Raw genomic sequence first — 17,032 nt, forward strand, 5'->3', positions numbered from 1 at the left:
GGTCACGCCGGGGTGAGGCTGCCCCCGGGAGCCGGGAAGAACCCGGTGTCGATGTAGTGGTCGAAGTAGCGACTGATGACCGTGGCGTCGACCGGGGGCAGTTCGATCGGGACGCCGCGGAACGGCTCGGTGGGCGCGGCCGCTTCGACGGCGCTCAGGACCGTGGCCGGGTCGGCCTTGGCGATGGCGGCCGCGTAGTTGCCGCTCAGCGCCGAGGCACGCGCCAGGATCGGGTCGGCGTCGACGCGTTCGGCCGCGGTGGTGAGCGCGAGGCCGAATTCCATCGGGTCGATGAAATCGAAGCGGTAGTGCCTGCGCACGATCTCCTCGTAGACCACCTGCAGCGGCACCTGCGCACCCGCCGCGCGATAGATGGTGCCCAGTGCTCCCGCATCGCGGGAACGGCCGACGATGCCCGCCGCGACATGGTCGACGGGCGCCATCTCGATGCCGACCGCGCGCACGTCGACGGCGACGCCGAGCACCAGCATGGCGCGCAGCATGGTCCACCAGGCGTCCTCGGCCGGTGCGACGCCGGTGCGCGAGTCACCGGTGATCAGGCCCGGCCGGTACACGGCGAGGGGAACGCCGCGCTCGATCGCGGTGTGCACGAGCTGTTCGGCGACCCACTTCGTCATCGCGTAGCCGGGTAGCCCGGCGGGCACACCGTCGGCCTGCGGAATCCCCGCCAGCACCGACAGCGTGGACACGTAGTGGATCGGCTTGAGCCGGGTGGTGGTGGCCAGGCGCAGCACCTCGGTGGTGCCGCCGACATTGGCGTCGCGCATCCTGGCGTACGGCTCGAGGTGATTGACCAGCGCGCCGTTGTGGTAGATCGCGTCGATCCCGGTGGCCAGTTCGGCGAAGCGCGCCGGGTCGAGTCCGAGCCGGGGCCGCGCGAGATCGCCTGGGACGCCGACGATCCGGTCCGCGTAGGGGCGCAGGTCGATGGCGTAGCTCGCGGCGGTGCGCACGACGCGATCCACCGCGCCCGCGTCGTCGGTGGCGCGCACGAGGCAGTGGACGACGGCGCCGGTCTGCTCGAGCAGCTCGCGCAGCAGGAAGCTGCCGAGGAAACCGGTGGCGCCGGTGAGCAACACCGTCGCCGGGTCGCCGGGACGCGCGGGCGCGCACCCGGTGGGATCGATCGACGCGTCGAGGATCGCGTCGGCGGCGGGGTCGGGCCCGCTCGCCGCAGCCGAAGATTCGTCGCGCACGGCCAGCGCCAGATCGCTGACCAGCGGATAACTGAACAGCAGACGCAGCGGCACCTCGAGGTCGAGTCGTTCGGCCAGCGCCGCGCGAACCCGGATGGCCGAGAGCGAGGTGCCGCCGAGGACAAAGAAGTCGTCGTCGCGGCCGACCCGGTCGCGCCCGAGCACCTCGGCGATCACCTCGGCCACGACGCGCTCGTCGGCGGTGGCCGGCGCGCGGTACTCGCGCACCTCGACGGCAGGGGCGGGCAGCGCCTTGCGGTCGAGCTTGCCGGTGGCGCCGAGCGGGAACTCGTCGAGCACCAGCAGCCGGTGCGGAATCATGTACGGCGGCAACAGGGTACGGATCGCGGCGTGCACGTCGGCGAGGTCGATCGTCGCGCCTGCCACCGGGACGAGGTAGCCGATCAGCTGCTCGTGGTGCACCGCGACCGCCGCGCCCGCGACGGTGGGATGGGTGCGCAGGGCGGCCTCGATCTCGCCCGGCTCGATCCGCAGACCGTGCAGCTTGAGCTGGACGTCGGTGCGGCCCAGGTAGGTCAGGTCCCCGCCGGGCAGCCTGCGCACGAGATCGCCGGTGCGGTACATGCGTTCACCGCCGTCGGCGAACGGATCGGCGACGAAGCGCTCGGTCGTCTTGTCCGGGCTCCCGAGGTATCCGCGGGCCAGCTGCGCACCGGCCAGATACAGCTCGCCGGGCGTGCCCGCGGGCACCGGGCGCAGCCGGGCGTCCAGCACGTAGGCGCGAGAGTTCCAGTGCGGCTTACCGATCGGGACGACGCCGGCACCCACCTCGGTCACGTCGGCGCCGGTGATCGAGACAGTGGCCTCCGTGGGCCCGTACAGGTTGTGCAGCCTGCCCGCGGTGGCGGCGGCGAAGCGGGCGATGGTGGCGTTGGGCAGCGGCTCACCGCCGACCCACACCGCGCGCACCGAGCGCAGCGCGCCCTCCGGGGCGTCGGCGAGCAGCATCTGCAACACCGACGGCACGATCGTGGTGCCGGTGACGCGGTGCCGGGCGATGAGGTCGGCCAGGTAGGCGGGGTCGGTGAGGCCGTGCGCGGCGGCCACGACCATGTGCGCGCCCGCCCGGAGCGGCGTCGCGAACCCGATCATCGACGCGTCGAAGGTGAACGGAATCGACTGCAGGACGGTGTCGTTCTCCCCCACCCCGTATTCGCCGACCATGAACGCCGCCTGGTTGACGATCGCCGCGTGCGGCACCCCGACGCCCTTGGGCTTGCCGGTCGAGCCCGACGTGAAGATCACGTACGCCAGATCCAGCGCGCGCAGCGGGCGCGGCCGATCGGCGTCGGTGACCCAGGCGTCCGAGAAGGCCGACAGCGCACCGGAATCCGCGACCAGATCCACCGAGACGACCGGCAATCCGTCGGCCGTGACGGCGTCGGCCGCGGTGGTCAGCAGGCAGACGGGACCGGCCGCGGCCAGGATGTCGGCCCGGCGTTCGGCGGGCGAGTCCGGGTCGATCGGCACGTAGGCGCCGCCCGCGGCGAACACCGCGTACATCGCGACCACCAGATCGATCGACGGCTTGATCCCCACCGCGACCGTCGAGCCGGGACCGACGCCGGTGGCGATCAGCAAGCGCGCCAACCGGTTCACCCGGCTCGCCAGCTCCGCGTAGCCGAGGGTGCGGTCGCCGAAGGTGACCGCGGGCGCGTCCGGGCGGCGCAGCGCCTGCGCGCGGAAGGCGTCGAGCAGCGTCGGGTCCGGTACCGGGCACAGCGCGCCGGCCGGTTCGACCAGCTCGCCGTCGAGCAGGATCGGCAGGTCGCCGACGGGCCGGTGCGGCGCCGCGACGGCCGCTTCGAGCAGGGCGCCCAGGCGCAGGCCGAGCGCGGCGACGGTCGAGCTGTCGAACAGGTCGGCGGCGTAGCGCCACGAGCAGCGCAGTCCCGCCGGTCCGGTGGCGTCCTCGTGCGGGACGACGGTCAGCTGCAGGTCCACCGGGGCCACCTCGTCGCCGAGGTCGACCGCCGACACCACCAGATCGGGCAGTTCCAGCCGGACGCCGCCGAAGTTCTGCAGCGACAGCGCCACCTGGTACAGCGGGTGGTGGGCCTGGGTGCGCGGCGGATCCAGTTCGGCGACAAGGCGTTCGAACGGCACGTCGGCGTTGGCGAAGGCGGCCAGGTCGGTCTCGCGGACCCGGCTCAGCAGGGCTGCGAAGGGCTCTGCGGCGTCGACGCGGGTGCGCAGCACCACCGTGTTGACGAACATGCCGACCAGGTCGTCGAGTTCGGGCTCGCCACGGCCCGCGACGGGAGCGCCGACCGTGACGTCGTCGGTGCCGGCCAGCCGGGCGAGCAGCACCGACAGGGCCGTCCGCAGCACCATGAACAGCGAGGCGTTGTGCTCGCGCGCGAGACTCTCCAGCGCCCGGTGCAGATCGGCGTCGAGCGCGAAGTGCGCGGCGGCGCCCCGACTGCCCGCGACCGGCGGACGCGGATGATCGGTGGGCAGCTCCAGCAGGGTGGGCGCCCCGGCGAGTTCCTCGCGCCAGTAGCCGAGCTGGGTCGCCAGCAGCGAGTCGGGATCCTCCGCGGCGCCGAGCATCTCGTGCTGCCAGAGCGTGTAGTCGGCGTATTGCACCGGCAGCGGCGCCCAGTCCGGGGCCGCGCCGCCGACGCGGGCGAGGTAGGCGGTCATCAGGTCGCGGGTGAGGGGGCCGAGCGAGAAGCCGTCGGTGGCGATGTGGTGCACCACCACCGCCAGCACGTGCTCGGTCGGCGACAGCTGGAACACCTTGGCGCGCACCGGCACTCGCGCGCACACGTCGAAGCCGCCGAGCGTGAGCCGGGCCAGCTCGCCGCGCAGCTCGCGCTCGGCGATCGCGGTGACGGCCACGTCGATGCCCGCCTCGGCCACCGGCAGCACCCGCTGGTAGCCCTGGCCGTCGCGCTCGGGGTACACGGTGCGCAGCACCTCGTGCCGGTCGAGGACGTCGTCGAGGGCGGCGGTCAGCGCGGCGGTGTCGAGCGGGCCGGACAGGCGCAGGGCGACGGGGATGTTGTACGCGCTGGAATCGGGGTCGAGGCGCGCCATGAACCACATGCGCTGCTGGGCGAGGGACAGCGGCACCCGCTCGCCGCGCTCGCGCCGGGTCAGCGGGAGGCGCGCGGCCGCGTCGCCGACGAGGGCGTCGAGCGCGTCGGCCAGCGCCGCCACGGTCCCGTGTTCGAAGACCGTGCGGGCGGGCACCCGCGCGCCGGTCACCGCGCCGAGGCGCCCGGCCAGCTGGGTGGCGAGCAGGGAGTTGCCGCCGAGGGCGAAGAAGTCGTCGGCGCGGCCGATCCGGTCTTCGCCGAGCAGCTCTGCGAAGACCGCGGCCACCGCTTCCTCGGTGTCGCCGCGGGGCGCTTCGACGACGCGGGCGGTGAGCTCCGGCTCCGGCAGCGCCCGGTGGTCGAGCTTGCCGACCGGGGTCAGCGGCAGCCGCTCGATCGGCACGATCGCCGCCGGAACCGCGTGCTGCGGCAGCCGCCGCCGGGCCAGTGCCGTGAGCGCCGCCGGATCGACGGTGGCGCCGGGGGCGGGCACGACGTAGGCGACGAGGGCGTCGGCGCCGCTGGGCAGGGTGCGCACCAGCGTGGTGGCCACGCGCACGGACTCGTCGGACCCGAGCACCGCGTCGATCTCGCCCAGTTCGATGCGGAAGCCGCGCAGCTTCACCTGGGCGTCGGTGCGCCCGAGGAAGACCAGCTGCGGTTCGCCGCCGGGCGCGCGGTCCCACTTCACGAGGTCGCCGGTGCGGTAGAGGCGGCCCTCGCCGAGCGGGTCGGCGACGAAGCGCGCCGCGGTGAGCCCCGCGCGCGCATGGTAGCCGCGCGCGGTCCCCGGCCCGGTCAGGTACAGCTCGCCGGGCACCCGGTCGGGCACCGGGCGCAGCCGGGCGTCGAGGACCCGGGCCGTCATGCCGGGGATGGGGGCGCCGATGGTGATCTGATCACCGGGGGCGAGCGGGTCGCTGATGGAGGCCGCCACCGTGGTCTCGGTGGGGCCGTAGAGGTTGTAGAACCGCCGGCCCGGCGACCAGCGCGCGATCAGATCGGGCGGGCAGGCCTCGCCGCCGACGACGATCGCGGCCAGGTCGGGCAGCCCCGATCCGTCGACTCCGGCCAGCGCGGCGGGGGTGATGAAAGCGTGCGTCACCCGTTCGGCGCGCAGCAGCTCGGTCAGCTCGTCGCCGCCGTAGATGTCGGGCGGCGCGATGACCATCGTCGAGCTGGCGCCGACGGCGAGCAGCAGCTCGAGGATGCTGGCGTCGAAGCTGGGCGAGGCGAAGTGCAGGGTGCGCGCGGCGCCGGTGATGCCGAACCGGCGGACCTGCTCGGCGCACAGCCCGGCCAGGCCGGTGTGAGTGACGGCGACGCCCTTCGGCACACCGGTCGAGCCGGAGGTGTAGATGACGTAGGCGATGTCGTCGCCGAAGAGCCTGCGCGTGCGGTCGGCCGCGGCCAGCGGCGCGTCCGAGACCAGGGCCAGCTCCTCGCGGCACGAGGCGGAGTCCAGGGCCAACCAGCGCAGTCCCGCGTCCAGCCGGGCGGCGTCGGCGGCCAGTGCGACGCCGAACCCGGCGCCGGAATCGGCGAGCATGTGGGCCACCCGCTCGGCCGGGTAGCGCGGATCGACCGGGACGAACGCGGCGCCGGTCTTGGCCACCGCCCACAGCGCGACGACGGCGTCCGTCGACCTGGGCAGGGCGAGCACGACCCGGTCGCCGGGACCGACGCCACGCCCGATCAGCACGCGGGCCAGCTGCGAGGACTGCTGGTCGAGTTCGGTGTAGGTGAACGACAGTCCGGCGTGGGTGAGGGCCGTCGATTCGGGGGCGCGCTCGACGGCGGCCATCAGCAGTCGGGGCAGGGTAGCGCCGGACACGCGGCGCACCCGGCGCACGGCAGGAGGGCGGACGCCAGAAGCTTGCTCGGACACCGGTAACGCTTCCCTTCACCATGGAGAACCCAGGCATTCGCCCTGTTCGAACGTCGCCGGGACTCTCGGCTCTACCGGGGTATCGGGAAAATCCTGCGTGACGGTACCGGAAATATCTCATCAATTTCGGCGCATGGGCAATTCGAAGGTTTGACATCCCACGGATTGGGTATAGCCAACCGCTCAGTATGTAATCCAGGTCATAGACACCTCTTACGCAGGGGAAACGACCTCGCGAGCGGACGGTTGCTTTTCACATTTCGGCGCTGCCACGCCCCCGCCGATGACCTGCGAATTTCCGGCTAACTCCACGGAAAGCGAAAAGACCGGAGACCACGTCACGCGGTCTCCGGTCCGGAGGGTTGCGAATTGTTGTCGATTACCAGGCAGTAGCCGTGGCGGCCTCGGGGATCCGCTGATCCACCGACGGATCCTGTACGCGGGTGGAACCCGCCTCGATCCATTCGGTGTCGAGCACGCCGTGCCGGGAGCGGTCGGTGCCGCGCACGGCCGCCTCGCACCGGCGGGCCAGATCGCGGCGGTCGAGTCCGGGGTGCTCGTGTGGTTCCAGCACGATCTCGACAACCATGCCCTTGCTGCGCAGCACCCGCTCGGCCGAATCGGCGAAGGTGTCCTCGCCGACGAAACCGGGGACGGTACACGGCGTTCCGTGCCGGTCGAGGTAGCGCAGCCGGACCGGCTGCACGGGGGTGGTGGTGTCGATCGCGGCCTGGAACATGGCCGGCCGCATCGAACCGTAGGCGCGCCCGCACCAGGTGGTCCCCTCGGGGAACACCGCGATCCGGTTGCCCTCGGCGAGCCGCCCCGCCACCTGGCCGACCACGCCGGGCAGTTCCCGCAGCCGGGCGCGCTCGATCGGGATCACCTTGGTGAGCTGGGCGAGCTTGCCGAGCACCGGCCATTCGACCATGTCGGCGCGGGCCACGAAACTGCACGGCTGCACGGCCGCCAACGCCACTACATCGGCCCAGCCGATGTGGCCGGTCACCACCATCACCGCGGTGCCGGAATCGGCGAAGCCGGCCGCCGACACCTGCTCCGGGGGGCGGTTGTCCACGATGCGCAGGCGCATGCCGAGGCAGCCGAGCGCGGCCCTGGCGTAGCGGCGCTGCAGGTTCTCCCGGCGCGACCTCGGGGTCGCGGCGGTGAGCACCGGGAAGGTGAGCACGAGTCCGAGCACACCGGCCAGGCGGGCGAACATCCTGGCGGTGCCGACCTGGTCGATCGGTTCGATGCAGCCGGAACCACAGGGGCTCGACGGCATCCACGAGTGCGAGTGGGGGGCGGGCGGCGCGTCGAACACCATGGCGGTTACTTCCCGTCGAAATTGGCGGCCGCGCTCTGCAGCCGCTCCAGATACCGGGTGTTGATGGTTTCCAGGCCGAGCAGGGCGACGAAGTCGGCGACCGCGAAGTCGGGGTCGTGGGCCGGCTCGCCGCAGATCTCGGCGCCCAGCCGCAGGTACCCGCGCAGCAGCGGCGGTAGCTTGGGGCGGCTCGGCGGGGTCAGCTGGTCGAGGGACAGGCCGTCGACGACGACCGGGTTGTAGGGGTGCACGCGGCGCTCCGGATCGCACGCGTGGCGGCCGAGCAGCAGGTCGCGCACGCCGCGGACATTGACCCCGGCGGGGTCCTCGGGGCCGTCCTGCATGGGCACCGACACACAGCCCATCACCCAGTCGTAGCCGGTGAGCTGGATGTAGTGCAGGATGCCCGCCCACATGAGGGTGAGCACCGAGCCGTTGCGGTGATCGGGCACCACGCAGGCCCGGCCCATCTCGACGATCCGGTGGCCCTCGGGATCGAGCTGGGCGAGATCGAATTCGGTCGCGGTGTAGTACCCGCCCGCGGCGGCGACCTTGTCCGGCGGCAACATCCGGTAGCAGCCGACGAACTGTTCGGTGAACTCGTCACGGACGAGCAGGTGATCGCAGTGCTCGTCGAACCGGTCGGCGTCGAGGCCGGTACCGTTGTCGGGCATCTGGAATCCCGGCTCGGACGCGAAGACCTGGAAGCGCAAGCGCTGCGCGGCTTCCCGGTGCTCGGCGTCGGACGCGACGACCAGCGAGTAACGAGACTTCCCCACCCCGGAGTCCGGCGCCGGCGCGGTCAACACGGACGAAATTGTCATGGTCCTGATGAAGCCAGCCCGAATCGGCATCGGGCTGACCGCGAAGTGTCGACGCGATGCCGGTTCGGTGAACGAGACTTCGGTCACACCTGCCGTTCACCACCCGGCCGCGAACCGTTCGCCGACCTGCGGACTTGCTGTTTCCACGACAGCGAACGGCCCGCCGGAACACCGGCGGGCCGTTGGGTCGGGGCGGATCAAGCCGCTTGCGGCAATGATTCGCGGTCGCGGGCCGGGGCGGCCTTGCGGACCTCCGCGAAGCCGGGGCGGCCGGTGCCGAGGAAGGCGACCAGCCACGAGGCCACCGCGGCGAAGCGGTTGCGGAAGCCCACCAGGTACAGCAGGTGCACCGCCAGCCACATCCCCCAGGCGATGGTGCCGCGGAAGGTGATGCGCTCGTTGAGCTTCACCACCGCGCTGAACCGGCTGATCACCGCCATGCTGCCCTTGTCCCAGTAGACGAAGGGGGTGCCCGCGTCCTTCTTGCGGCGGATGATGTCGGCGGCGTGGCGGCCCTCCTGCATGGCCACCGGCGACTGCCCCGGGTAGCCGTTGAGCGAGGTCATGTCGCCGATCGCGTAGATGTCGGCGTGGCCGCCGACGGTCAGGTCCGGGTTGATCAGGATGCGGCCCGCGCGGTCGGTCTCGGCGCCGGTGGCCTCGGCCAGCAGCTTCGCGAACCCGCCGACCTGCACGCCCGCCGACCACACCACGGTCTCGGCGGCGATGCCGCGCTCGATGCCGTCGCGGTCGCGCACGGTCACCTTGCCCTCGTCGATGTCGGTGACGAAGGTGCCGAGCAGCACCTCGACGCCGCTGTCGGTGAGCGAGCGCTTGGCGTACTCCGAGAGTCCGCCGCCGAACGGCGGCAGGACCTCGCCGGCGCCCTCGACCAGCGTCACCGACACCTCCTGGTGGAAGTGGCGCTTGGCGAGCTCCTTGATCTGGCCCGCCACCTCGACACCGGTCGCGCCCGCGCCGACCACGACGAAGCTGAGCAGCTTCTGCCTGGTGGCCGCGTCGGCATGCTCGGCGGCGGCGAACACCGAGGCGATCTGGTCGCGCAGGCGCTGGGCGTCGTCGATGGTCTTGAGCGAGAAGGTCTTCTCCGCGAAGTCGTCGCGACCGAAGTAGCTCTGGCTGGCGCCGGTGGCCGCGATCAGCGATCCGTAGCTGATCTGGCGGGTACCCTCGGCGGTCTCGTAGGTGAGGACGGCGGCCTCGGCGTCGATCCCGGTCACCTTGCCGAGTCGCACGTCGGCGCCTTCGTGGCGGCGCAGGATGTTCTTGATCGGCGGGGCGATCTCCTCCGAGGCGAGCACCCCGGTCGCGACCTGGTAGAGCAGGGGCTGGAAGAGGTGCTCGGGCGTGCTCGAGATCAGGACGTAGTTGATTCGTGACTTGCTCAGTTGCTTGGCAGCGGCGAGTCCGCCGAAGCCCGAACCGACGATGACGACATCCGTGTGTTCCATGATCGCGCGCTCCAAGATCGGGTAATGAGTCCTTTCATATGAGTAAACGCGATGCGGAACGTAGATGTTTCCAGTGTTTGGGCGCATACTGAAGATGACTCTTATCTGTATGACTAATAAATAGGAGGGACCTGGTGGAACTTCGCCAGCTGGCCTACTTCGTCGCGGTCTGTGAGGAGCTCAGTTTCAGCCGCGCCGCGAGCCGCTGCTTCATCTCCCAATCCGCGATCAGCCACCAGATCGCGCGACTGGAACGTGACCTCGGCGCCCAGTTGTTCGAGCGCACCACCAGGGCCGTCGTCCCCACCGACGCGACCCTGCGCCTACTCCCGCTGGCCAAGCAGATGCTCAGCCTCGAGTCGGCGATCCGCGCGGCGGTGCGCACCACCGGCCCGCGCGTGCGACTGGCCGCCAACATGTCGTTCGCGGCGCGCTCGCTCTCGGCCATCGCCGCCGCCAGGGCCGCGCACCCCGACGCCGAGATCGAGTACGTGATCAAACCGTTCCGGCAGCGGATCACCGCGGTGGCCGACGGCGACTGCGACCTGGCGCTGATCCGCGGCAGCGTCGAGCAGCCCGGCCTGGCGGTGGAACAGCTGTGGGTCGAGGATCTGGTGATCGCGATCTCGAGCAGTCACCCCCTGGCCGGGCGCGGCGCGGTGACCCTCGCCGATCTGGCGCCCTATCCCCTGCTGCTTCCGCCCGAGCAGGAACAGGTGCTGTTGCACACCCTGATCCGCTCCGCCTTCGCCGACCTCCCGACCGGCCCGACCTTCGGCCCGCCGATCCCGCCCGATCACACCGCCACGATGGAGCTGCTCAACCGGCCGGAGTCCTGGACGATCCTCTACGAGGGGCCGACCCGAGGTCTGCTCACGCTCGACCTCACCGATCACCGCCTCCGGATCCCGGTCTCGGCCGTGCTGCGCGAGGACGGGCGCCAGAATCCGATCGTGAAGACGCTGCTGGACGCATTGCACCGGCGATGACGGTGGGCCGGCCGGGTGCTCAGCGTGACCGGACGGTCATTGCGGTCGGTCGGCGAACGGGAGGTCGGCGAGGGCGTAGGCGACCGCGGTGTGCAGGGCGAGCATCTCGGGGTCCTCGTCCTCGATCGCCCAGGTCATCTCCTCGACCGCGCGGACCAGCGCCCAGCCGCGGGCGCGGACGGGATCGACGCCGAGCGCCGCGGCGGTGATGGGCACGACTGCGTCCGCGTGCTCGCGGGTGGGGTCGGACTGCACCTGGATCATGAGCAGGAAGCCCGCGTCGAACGCCGCCTCACCGAGGCAGGGTTTCGGATCGATCAGCAGCCACGGTTCCCGTTCGGCGGCAACGATATTGCCGAGGTGGGTGTCGCGGTTGACGATCAGCGGCGGGCCGTCGGGTTCAGCCAGTTCGCCACACCAGTGTTCGACGAGGTCCCGCAGGGGCGTCGAGAGCAGCTGTGCCAGTTCATGATTCGGTTCACCGAGCCGTTCGCGGAGTCCGGCGGGGAGATCGGTGGCGAGCGGGAACGCAGGGAACTTCGGCGGCAGCGCGACCACCGGACGGCGCAGCCTGCGGTACAGGGCACACGCGAGTGCCACCTTGTCGCGGTTCTCCGGCCTGCCCTCGAGACTCGGGAATCCCGGCTGAGTCAGCAATTCCGTTCCCGGCCTGGCCCATTCGAGCAACAGCGCCCCACTGTCCGGATCGAAGTCCAGCAGCCGGACCGCGCCGTCACCGCCGTAGCAGTGCAGCGCGCTCGCCTCGGCGAGATTCTCCTCGTCCACCATCGGGACCTTCAGTACCGCCCACGACCCGTCCGCGCGCCGTACGGCCACCACATAGGCGTGCGTTCCGCCGCTGAACGGCGCCGAGAACTCCGTCAGTTCCCACCGGCGGGCCAACTCGGCGACCACCCCGGGCAGTGCCTCGATCCACCGCGCCCCCGGCTCACCGAAGACCTCCCGGACGGTGTCCTCGACCTCGGCGGGCAACACCACCGGCATTCGTCCCAGCGTCATGCGCTCACCCTGCCGAGGCTGCCTCGTGACGTCAACCGGCGCACCGCGAACGAGATCCCCGGCGATCCCCTCGTCGCTGAAGGCTTTTCGGCGATGACTCCCCCACCACAAGATTTCCACGCGGGCAGTGTAATGACGGGCGCCACCCTCAGAAGCTGAGCGCGGACCAGGGGATCTCGATCGAGAAGGGCTGGGGGAACGCCACCACCGCGCCGTCGTCGTTGATCCACTCGTCGACAAGACGGTAGTCGACGGGGTGCAGGGGACTCACCCCGTGCGGCAGGCGCGCCGGAGCGGTGTCCAGTCCGTACGCCTGAATGACGGCGATCGCGCTGGTGTCCGGCTCCAGAATCACCTCCCAGTACCAGGGGATCCCAGCCGCCGCGTAGCGGGCTCGTTTCGCCTGCATGAGGGCCGAGGTATTCGATGGCGACAGGACTTCGCCGACCATGACGGTGTCGGCGGCACGAACATCGCGGTAGGGGCCGTCAAGGCAGCGGTGGACCAAGAAGTCCGGGGTGACGAAATCCGATTTGCCGGTCGCACCGAGGAAGACGTTCGTTTCGAGGTTGGCCACCCAGCACCGGTCGGGATGTGCCGTCATGTCGTCCCGCGCGGACCGCTCCAGCGCATTGGTCAGGCGGCGCGTGAAGATCTGATGCTCGCCGGGGCCACGCCGTAACCAGACGACCCTGCCCTCCCACAGCTCGATCTGCTCGGCGATCTCCTCCGGAAGTTCCGCCAACTGCTCCCACGTCATGAATTCGGGCAGGTCAGGACGATCGATACCGGGCAGGGACATGTCGCAATCATAAATGAGCGCGACACGTGGGCGGGCTCCGAATGAACCCGGATATGGCACCGACCACCGCCAGACGTGAGTGGCCCCGTCCGGAGAACCGGACGGGGCCACCTACGCGTTCAGCGCCGCAGCGATCAGCCCTTGTGGGACTTCACGGCCTCGGTCAGCTGCGGGGCGACGTTGAACAGGTCGCCCACGATGCCGTAGTCCGCGATCTCGAAGATCGGGGCCTCTTCGTCCTTGTTGACCGCGACGATGGTCTTCGAGGTCTGCATGCCGGCGCGGTGCTGGATGGCGCCGGAGATGCCCAGGGCGATGTAGAGCTGCGGGGAGACCGTCTTACCGGTCTGACCCACCTGGAACTGGCCCGGGTAGTAGCCCGAGTCGACGGCGGCACGCGAGGCGCCGACCGCGGCACCGAGCGAGTCGGCCAGCGCCTCGACGACCGAGAAGTTGTCGGCGGAACCGACACCACGGCCACCGGAGACGACGATGCCGGCCTCGGTGAGCTCCGGACGGTCACCGGCGACGATCGGCTCGCGGGAGACGACCTTGACGACGCCCTCTTCCTGCGCGGGCACGGCCACGGTGACCTGCTCGCCGGCACCGGCCTGCGCGGCCGCCTCGATGGCGCCCGGACGGATCGAGATCACCGGCACGTCGCCGGTGGCCTTGGCGTCGACGGTGAACGCGCCACCGAAGATGGAGTGCACGGCCGAGCCGTCGGCGTTGACGCCGATGACGTCGACGAGCAGACCGGAGCCGATGCGCGCGGCGAGGCGGCCCGACACCTCCTTGCCCTCGGCGGTGGCGGCGACCAGCACGGCGGCGGGCGAGGCGGACTCGACCAGACCGGCGAGCACGTCGACCTTCGGGGTGACCAGGAAGCCGTCGACGTCGTCGGACTCGGCGACGTAGATCTTCTCGGCGCCCGCGGCGGCCAGCGCGGAGGCCAGCTTCTCGGCGGTACCGGCCGGGCCGGTGACGACGGCGGCGGGCTCGCCCAGGGTGCGGGCGGCGGTGAGCAGTTCGGTGCTGACCTTCTTCACGGCACCGTCGGCGTGCTCGACGAGCACAAGTACTTCAGCCATTGTTCTTTCTCCTTGGGGAAGTCTCGGACGGCCGGATCAGATGATCTTCTGACCGATGAGGTACGACGCGATCTGGTTGCCGCCCTCGCCCTCGTCCGCGATCTTCTCGCCCGCGGTGCGCGGCGGCTTCGGGGTGGAACCGGTGACCTGGGTGCCCGCGTTGGCGACACCGACGGTCGACGGGTCGATGCCCAGATCGGCCAGCGTGAAGACGGTGACTTCCTTCTTCTTCGCGGCCATGATGCCCTTGAAGGACGGGAAGCGCGGCTCGTTGATCTTCTCGGTCACCGAGACGATGGCGGGCAGGTTCGCCTCGAGCTTGAAGACGCCCTCGTCGGTCTCGCGCTCGCCGGTGATCTTGTCGCCGTCGACGGTCAGCTTGCGCAGGTGCGTCAGCTGCGGGATGCCCAGGTACTCGGCGATGATCGCGGGCACGGCACCGGCGCGACCGTCGGTGGCCTCGTTACCGGCGATGACCAGCTCGACACCCTCGACCTGGCCGAGCGCGCCGGCCAGCACCCACGCGGTCTGCACGGCGTCGGAGCCGTGGATCGCCGGGTCGTTGATGTGGATGGCCTTGTCGGCGCCCATGGACAGCGCCTTGCGGATGGCCTCGGTGGCGCGATCCGGACCGGCGGCCAGCACGGTGACCTCGCCGCCCTGCGCCTCCTTGATCAGCAGCGCCTCCTCGACGGCGCGCTCGTTGATCTCGTCGAGGACGGCGTCGGCAGCCTCGCGGTCGAGGGTGAAGTCACCATCGGTGAGCTTGCGCTCGGACCAGGTGTCGGGGACCTGCTTGATGAGTACGACGATGTTCGGCATCGGTCTTCGTCGACCTCCTTCTGAGTACACGTGTGTGGTGGCCGCACGAGCTGGGCCGTACGTCCGTGTGAGAAAACTGCTCAGGGCGGAACACTACCCTACGCTAAGTTACTCGTGGGTAACCTACATGACAAGGGGATCCCTGACTCCTGCGCGAACCGGCGGTACCAGTAACGTCGGAGCAATGAGCGAGGCTGTGATCCCTGCCGCACCCGTGGCCGCCACACATGAACCACTGCCGCTGACCGGCGAGCGGACCGTGCCCGGCATCGCCGAGGAGAACTACTGGTTCCGTCGGCACGAGATCGCCTATGCCCGCCTGCTCGATCGTTGCACCGGCAAGACCGTGCTCGAGGCGGGCTCGGGCGAGGGCTACGGCGCCGACATGATCGCCGGGGTCGCCGCGCGTGTCGTCGGCGTCGACTACGACGAGGGCGCCGTCGCGCACGTGCGCGCGCGCTACCCGCGGGTGGAGATGATCCAGGGCAACCTCGCCGCGCTCCCGCTCGACGACGAGTCGGTCGACGTCGTGGTGAATTTCCAAGTGATCGAACATCTTTGGGATCAGGCGCAGTTCCTGCGGGAGTGCCTGCGAGTGCTCCGCCCCGGCGGTCAGCTGCTGATCAGCACCCCCAACCGGATCACCTTCTCCCCCGGCCGCGACACCCCGCTCAACCCGTTCCACACGCGCGAGCTCAACGCCGCCGAGCTGACCGAACTGCTGGTCGAGGCGGGCTTCACCGTCGAGCTGATGCTCGGCGTGCACCACGGCGCGAGCCTGAAAGCGCTCGACGCCAAGCACGGTGGGTCCTTCATCGACGCCCAGATCGAGCGCGCGCTGGCCGGTGAGCCGTGGCCCGCCGACCTGACCGCCGACGTCGCCGCCGTGACCATCGACGACTTCGACCTGCGCGAAGGCGACATCGACGCGAGCCTGGACCTGGTCGCGATCGCGCAGAAGGCACGGCGTTGACAGATTCCCGCTCCGCCCGGTCCGGCGCCGTGCCGGGCCAGTTCACGCTCGTTCTGCACTCCCACCTGCCCTGGCTGGCCCACCACGGGCGCTGGCCGGTCGGCGAGGAGTGGCTCTACCAGTCCTGGGCCGCCTCCTACCTGCCCGTGGTCCGAGTGCTGAAAAACCTTGCCGCCGAAGGCCGTACGCATCTGCTGAGCCTGGGCATCACGCCCGTGCTCGCCGCCCAGCTCGACGACCCGCACTGCCTGGCCGGCATGCACCACTGGCTGGGCAACTGGCAGCTGCGCGCCGACGAGGCGTCGATGTCGGGCAACGTGGCCCTCGGCCGGCACGAACATCGGCTCGCCGCAACGGCTTTGACCGAATTCGAACGCGACTGGCGGCACGGCGGCTCACCGGTGTGGCGCTCGCTCATCGACGCCGACGCGATCGAGCTGCTCGGCGGCCCGCTGGCGCATCCGTTCCAGCCGCTGCTGGACGAGCGGCTGCGCCGGTTCCAGCTCACCGAGGGCCTGGCCGACGCGCGGCAGCGCTGGGGCACCACGCCCACCGGCATCTGGGCACCCGAGTGCGGCTACACCCCCGGCATGGAGCGCGGCTACGACGACGCGGGTGTGACGCATTTCATGGTCGACGGCCCCTCGCTGCGCGGCGACACCACCCTCGGCAGGCCGGTGCGCGACTCCGAGGTGCTCGCGTTCGGCCGCGATCTGCAGGTGAGTTACCGGGTCTGGTCGCCGAAACAGGGCTACCCCGGGCAGAGCGCCTACCGTGATTTCCACCACTACGACCACGCGACGGGTCTCAAACCCTCGCGCGTCACCGGCAAAACCGTCGCCGGACCTGACAAGGCCCCTTACGATCCCGAGCTCGCCGCCACCGCGATCACCCGCGACGTCGCCGACTTCGTGGAGACCGTGCGTACCCGGCTCATCGAGGAGTCGGCGCGGATCGGCCGACCGGCCCTCGTGGTGGCCGCGTTCGACACCGAACTGTTCGGGCACTGGTGGCACGAGGGCCCCGAGTGGCTCGAGCAGGTGCTGCGCGCGCTGCCCGAGGCGGGCGTCACCGTCGGCACCCTCGCCGATGCCCGCGACAACGGGTACGTGGGCGATCCCGTGCAGCTCAACGACTCGTCGTGGGGTTCGGGCAAGGACTGGCGGGTGTGGGCGGGCGACCAGGTCGCCGACCTCGTGGCGCTCAACGCCGACGTCGTCCGGCTCGCGCTCGACACCCTGGACAAGGTCCGCCGCGACGGCGCGCTGCGCGATCCGGTGGCCGATCAATTGCTGCGCGAGGCGATCCTGACCGTCTCCAGCGACTGGGCGTTCATGGTCAGCAAGGACTCCGCCGCCGGGTACGCCCGCGACCGCGCGCACCAGCACGCGCACGCCGTGCGTGAACTCGCCGAGGCCATCGGGGCCGGACAGTTCGCCAAAGCGACCCGTCTCGCGGCAGGATGGAGCCTGGCCGACGGATTCTTCCCTGGTCTGGACGCGCGGCGGTTGCCGACGGCTGTCCCGTCGGCCGCCCCTTAAG

11 protein-coding genes are annotated in these 17,032 nt (G+C 70.8%); 3 read left to right on the plus strand and 8 right to left on the minus strand.

Annotated elements, in window-relative coordinates; all coding sequences use genetic code 11:
* Positions 1–2: 2 nt before the first annotated feature.
* From DFR69_RS04565 to DFR69_RS04580, 4 genes are all read right to left on the minus strand, one after another.
* Positions 3–6,116, minus strand: coding sequence for a non-ribosomal peptide synthetase (locus DFR69_RS04565; protein WP_146229191.1), 6,114 nt, complete (start codon positions 6,114–6,116; stop codon positions 3–5).
* A 433-nt stretch (positions 6,117–6,549) separates the two neighbouring features.
* Entirely contained in the window at positions 6,550–7,497 is a 948-nt protein-coding gene (locus DFR69_RS04570) for a lysophospholipid acyltransferase family protein (RefSeq protein ID WP_110036188.1), read from the minus strand.
* A gap of 5 nt (positions 7,498–7,502) precedes the next feature.
* Positions 7,503–8,321, minus strand: coding sequence for a GNAT family N-acetyltransferase (locus DFR69_RS04575; RefSeq protein WP_110036809.1), 819 nt, complete (start codon positions 8,319–8,321; stop codon positions 7,503–7,505).
* A 197-nt stretch (positions 8,322–8,518) separates the two neighbouring features.
* Positions 8,519–9,793 (minus strand): NAD(P)/FAD-dependent oxidoreductase, encoded by a 1,275-nt coding sequence (locus tag DFR69_RS04580; protein WP_110036810.1) that lies wholly within the window; start codon positions 9,791–9,793, stop codon positions 8,519–8,521.
* Positions 9,794–9,927: 134 nt separating this feature from the next.
* Between DFR69_RS04580 and DFR69_RS04585 the strand changes: the two genes are divergently transcribed.
* Positions 9,928–10,782 carry a LysR family transcriptional regulator gene (locus DFR69_RS04585; protein ID WP_110036189.1) on the plus strand — a complete coding sequence of 285 codons (855 nt, stop codon included), beginning with the start codon at positions 9,928–9,930 and terminating at the stop codon, positions 10,780–10,782.
* 36 nt (positions 10,783–10,818) lie between these two features.
* On the opposite strand, the gene DFR69_RS04590 is transcribed toward DFR69_RS04585, so the two are convergent.
* The 4 genes from DFR69_RS04590 to DFR69_RS04605 all read right to left on the minus strand — a co-directional run bounded on the left by DFR69_RS04590 (position 10,819) and on the right by DFR69_RS04605 (position 14,517).
* Positions 10,819–11,802, minus strand: coding sequence for an aminoglycoside phosphotransferase family protein (locus tag DFR69_RS04590; RefSeq protein ID WP_244198091.1), 984 nt, complete (start codon positions 11,800–11,802; stop codon positions 10,819–10,821).
* A 148-nt stretch (positions 11,803–11,950) separates the two neighbouring features.
* A complete protein-coding gene (locus DFR69_RS04595; protein ID WP_110036191.1) occupies positions 11,951–12,604 on the minus strand; it encodes a Uma2 family endonuclease in 654 nt (217 codons plus the stop codon).
* A gap of 134 nt (positions 12,605–12,738) precedes the next feature.
* Positions 12,739–13,695 carry an electron transfer flavoprotein subunit alpha/FixB family protein gene (locus DFR69_RS04600; RefSeq protein ID WP_110036192.1) on the minus strand — a complete coding sequence of 319 codons (957 nt, stop codon included), beginning with the start codon at positions 13,693–13,695 and terminating at the stop codon, positions 12,739–12,741.
* A 36-nt stretch (positions 13,696–13,731) separates the two neighbouring features.
* Positions 13,732–14,517, minus strand: coding sequence for an electron transfer flavoprotein subunit beta/FixA family protein (locus DFR69_RS04605; RefSeq protein WP_110036193.1), 786 nt, complete (start codon positions 14,515–14,517; stop codon positions 13,732–13,734).
* Positions 14,518–14,701: 184 nt separating this feature from the next.
* Here DFR69_RS04605 and DFR69_RS04610 point away from each other — a divergent pair, with 184 nt between their 5' ends.
* Positions 14,702–15,490 (plus strand): class I SAM-dependent methyltransferase, encoded by a 789-nt coding sequence (locus DFR69_RS04610; RefSeq protein WP_110036194.1) that lies wholly within the window; start codon positions 14,702–14,704, stop codon positions 15,488–15,490.
* Positions 15,487–17,031, plus strand: coding sequence for a 1,4-alpha-glucan branching protein domain-containing protein (locus DFR69_RS04615; RefSeq protein ID WP_110036195.1), 1,545 nt, complete (start codon positions 15,487–15,489; stop codon positions 17,029–17,031). The genes DFR69_RS04610 and DFR69_RS04615 overlap by 4 nt, the downstream gene beginning before the upstream one ends.
* Position 17,032 lies beyond the last annotated feature (1 nt).

Source organism: Nocardia neocaledoniensis (genome assembly GCF_003182135.1).
Classification (GTDB): Bacteria; Actinomycetota; Actinomycetes; order Mycobacteriales; family Mycobacteriaceae; genus Nocardia; species Nocardia neocaledoniensis.

Bases quoted from the DNA above. Each gene is read 5' to 3' on its own strand.
- DFR69_RS04580 (WP_110036810.1), bottom strand. From the start codon at position 9,793: ATGGAACACACGGATGTCGTCATCGTCGGTTCGGGCTTCGGCGGACTC.
- DFR69_RS04590 (WP_244198091.1), bottom strand. From the start codon at position 11,802: ATGACGCTGGGACGAATGCCGGTGGTGTTGCCCGCCGAGGTCGAGGAC.
- DFR69_RS04605 (WP_110036193.1), bottom strand. From the start codon at position 14,517: ATGCCGAACATCGTCGTACTCATCAAGCAGGTCCCCGACACCTGGTCC.
- DFR69_RS04595 (WP_110036191.1), bottom strand. From the start codon at position 12,604: ATGTCCCTGCCCGGTATCGATCGTCCTGACCTGCCCGAATTCATGACG.
- DFR69_RS04610 (WP_110036194.1), top strand. From the start codon at position 14,702: ATGAGCGAGGCTGTGATCCCTGCCGCACCCGTGGCCGCCACACATGAA.
- DFR69_RS04575 (WP_110036809.1), bottom strand. From the start codon at position 8,321: ATGACAATTTCGTCCGTGTTGACCGCGCCGGCGCCGGACTCCGGGGTG.
- DFR69_RS04600 (WP_110036192.1), bottom strand. From the start codon at position 13,695: ATGGCTGAAGTACTTGTGCTCGTCGAGCACGCCGACGGTGCCGTGAAG.
- DFR69_RS04570 (WP_110036188.1), bottom strand. From the start codon at position 7,497: ATGGTGTTCGACGCGCCGCCCGCCCCCCACTCGCACTCGTGGATGCCG.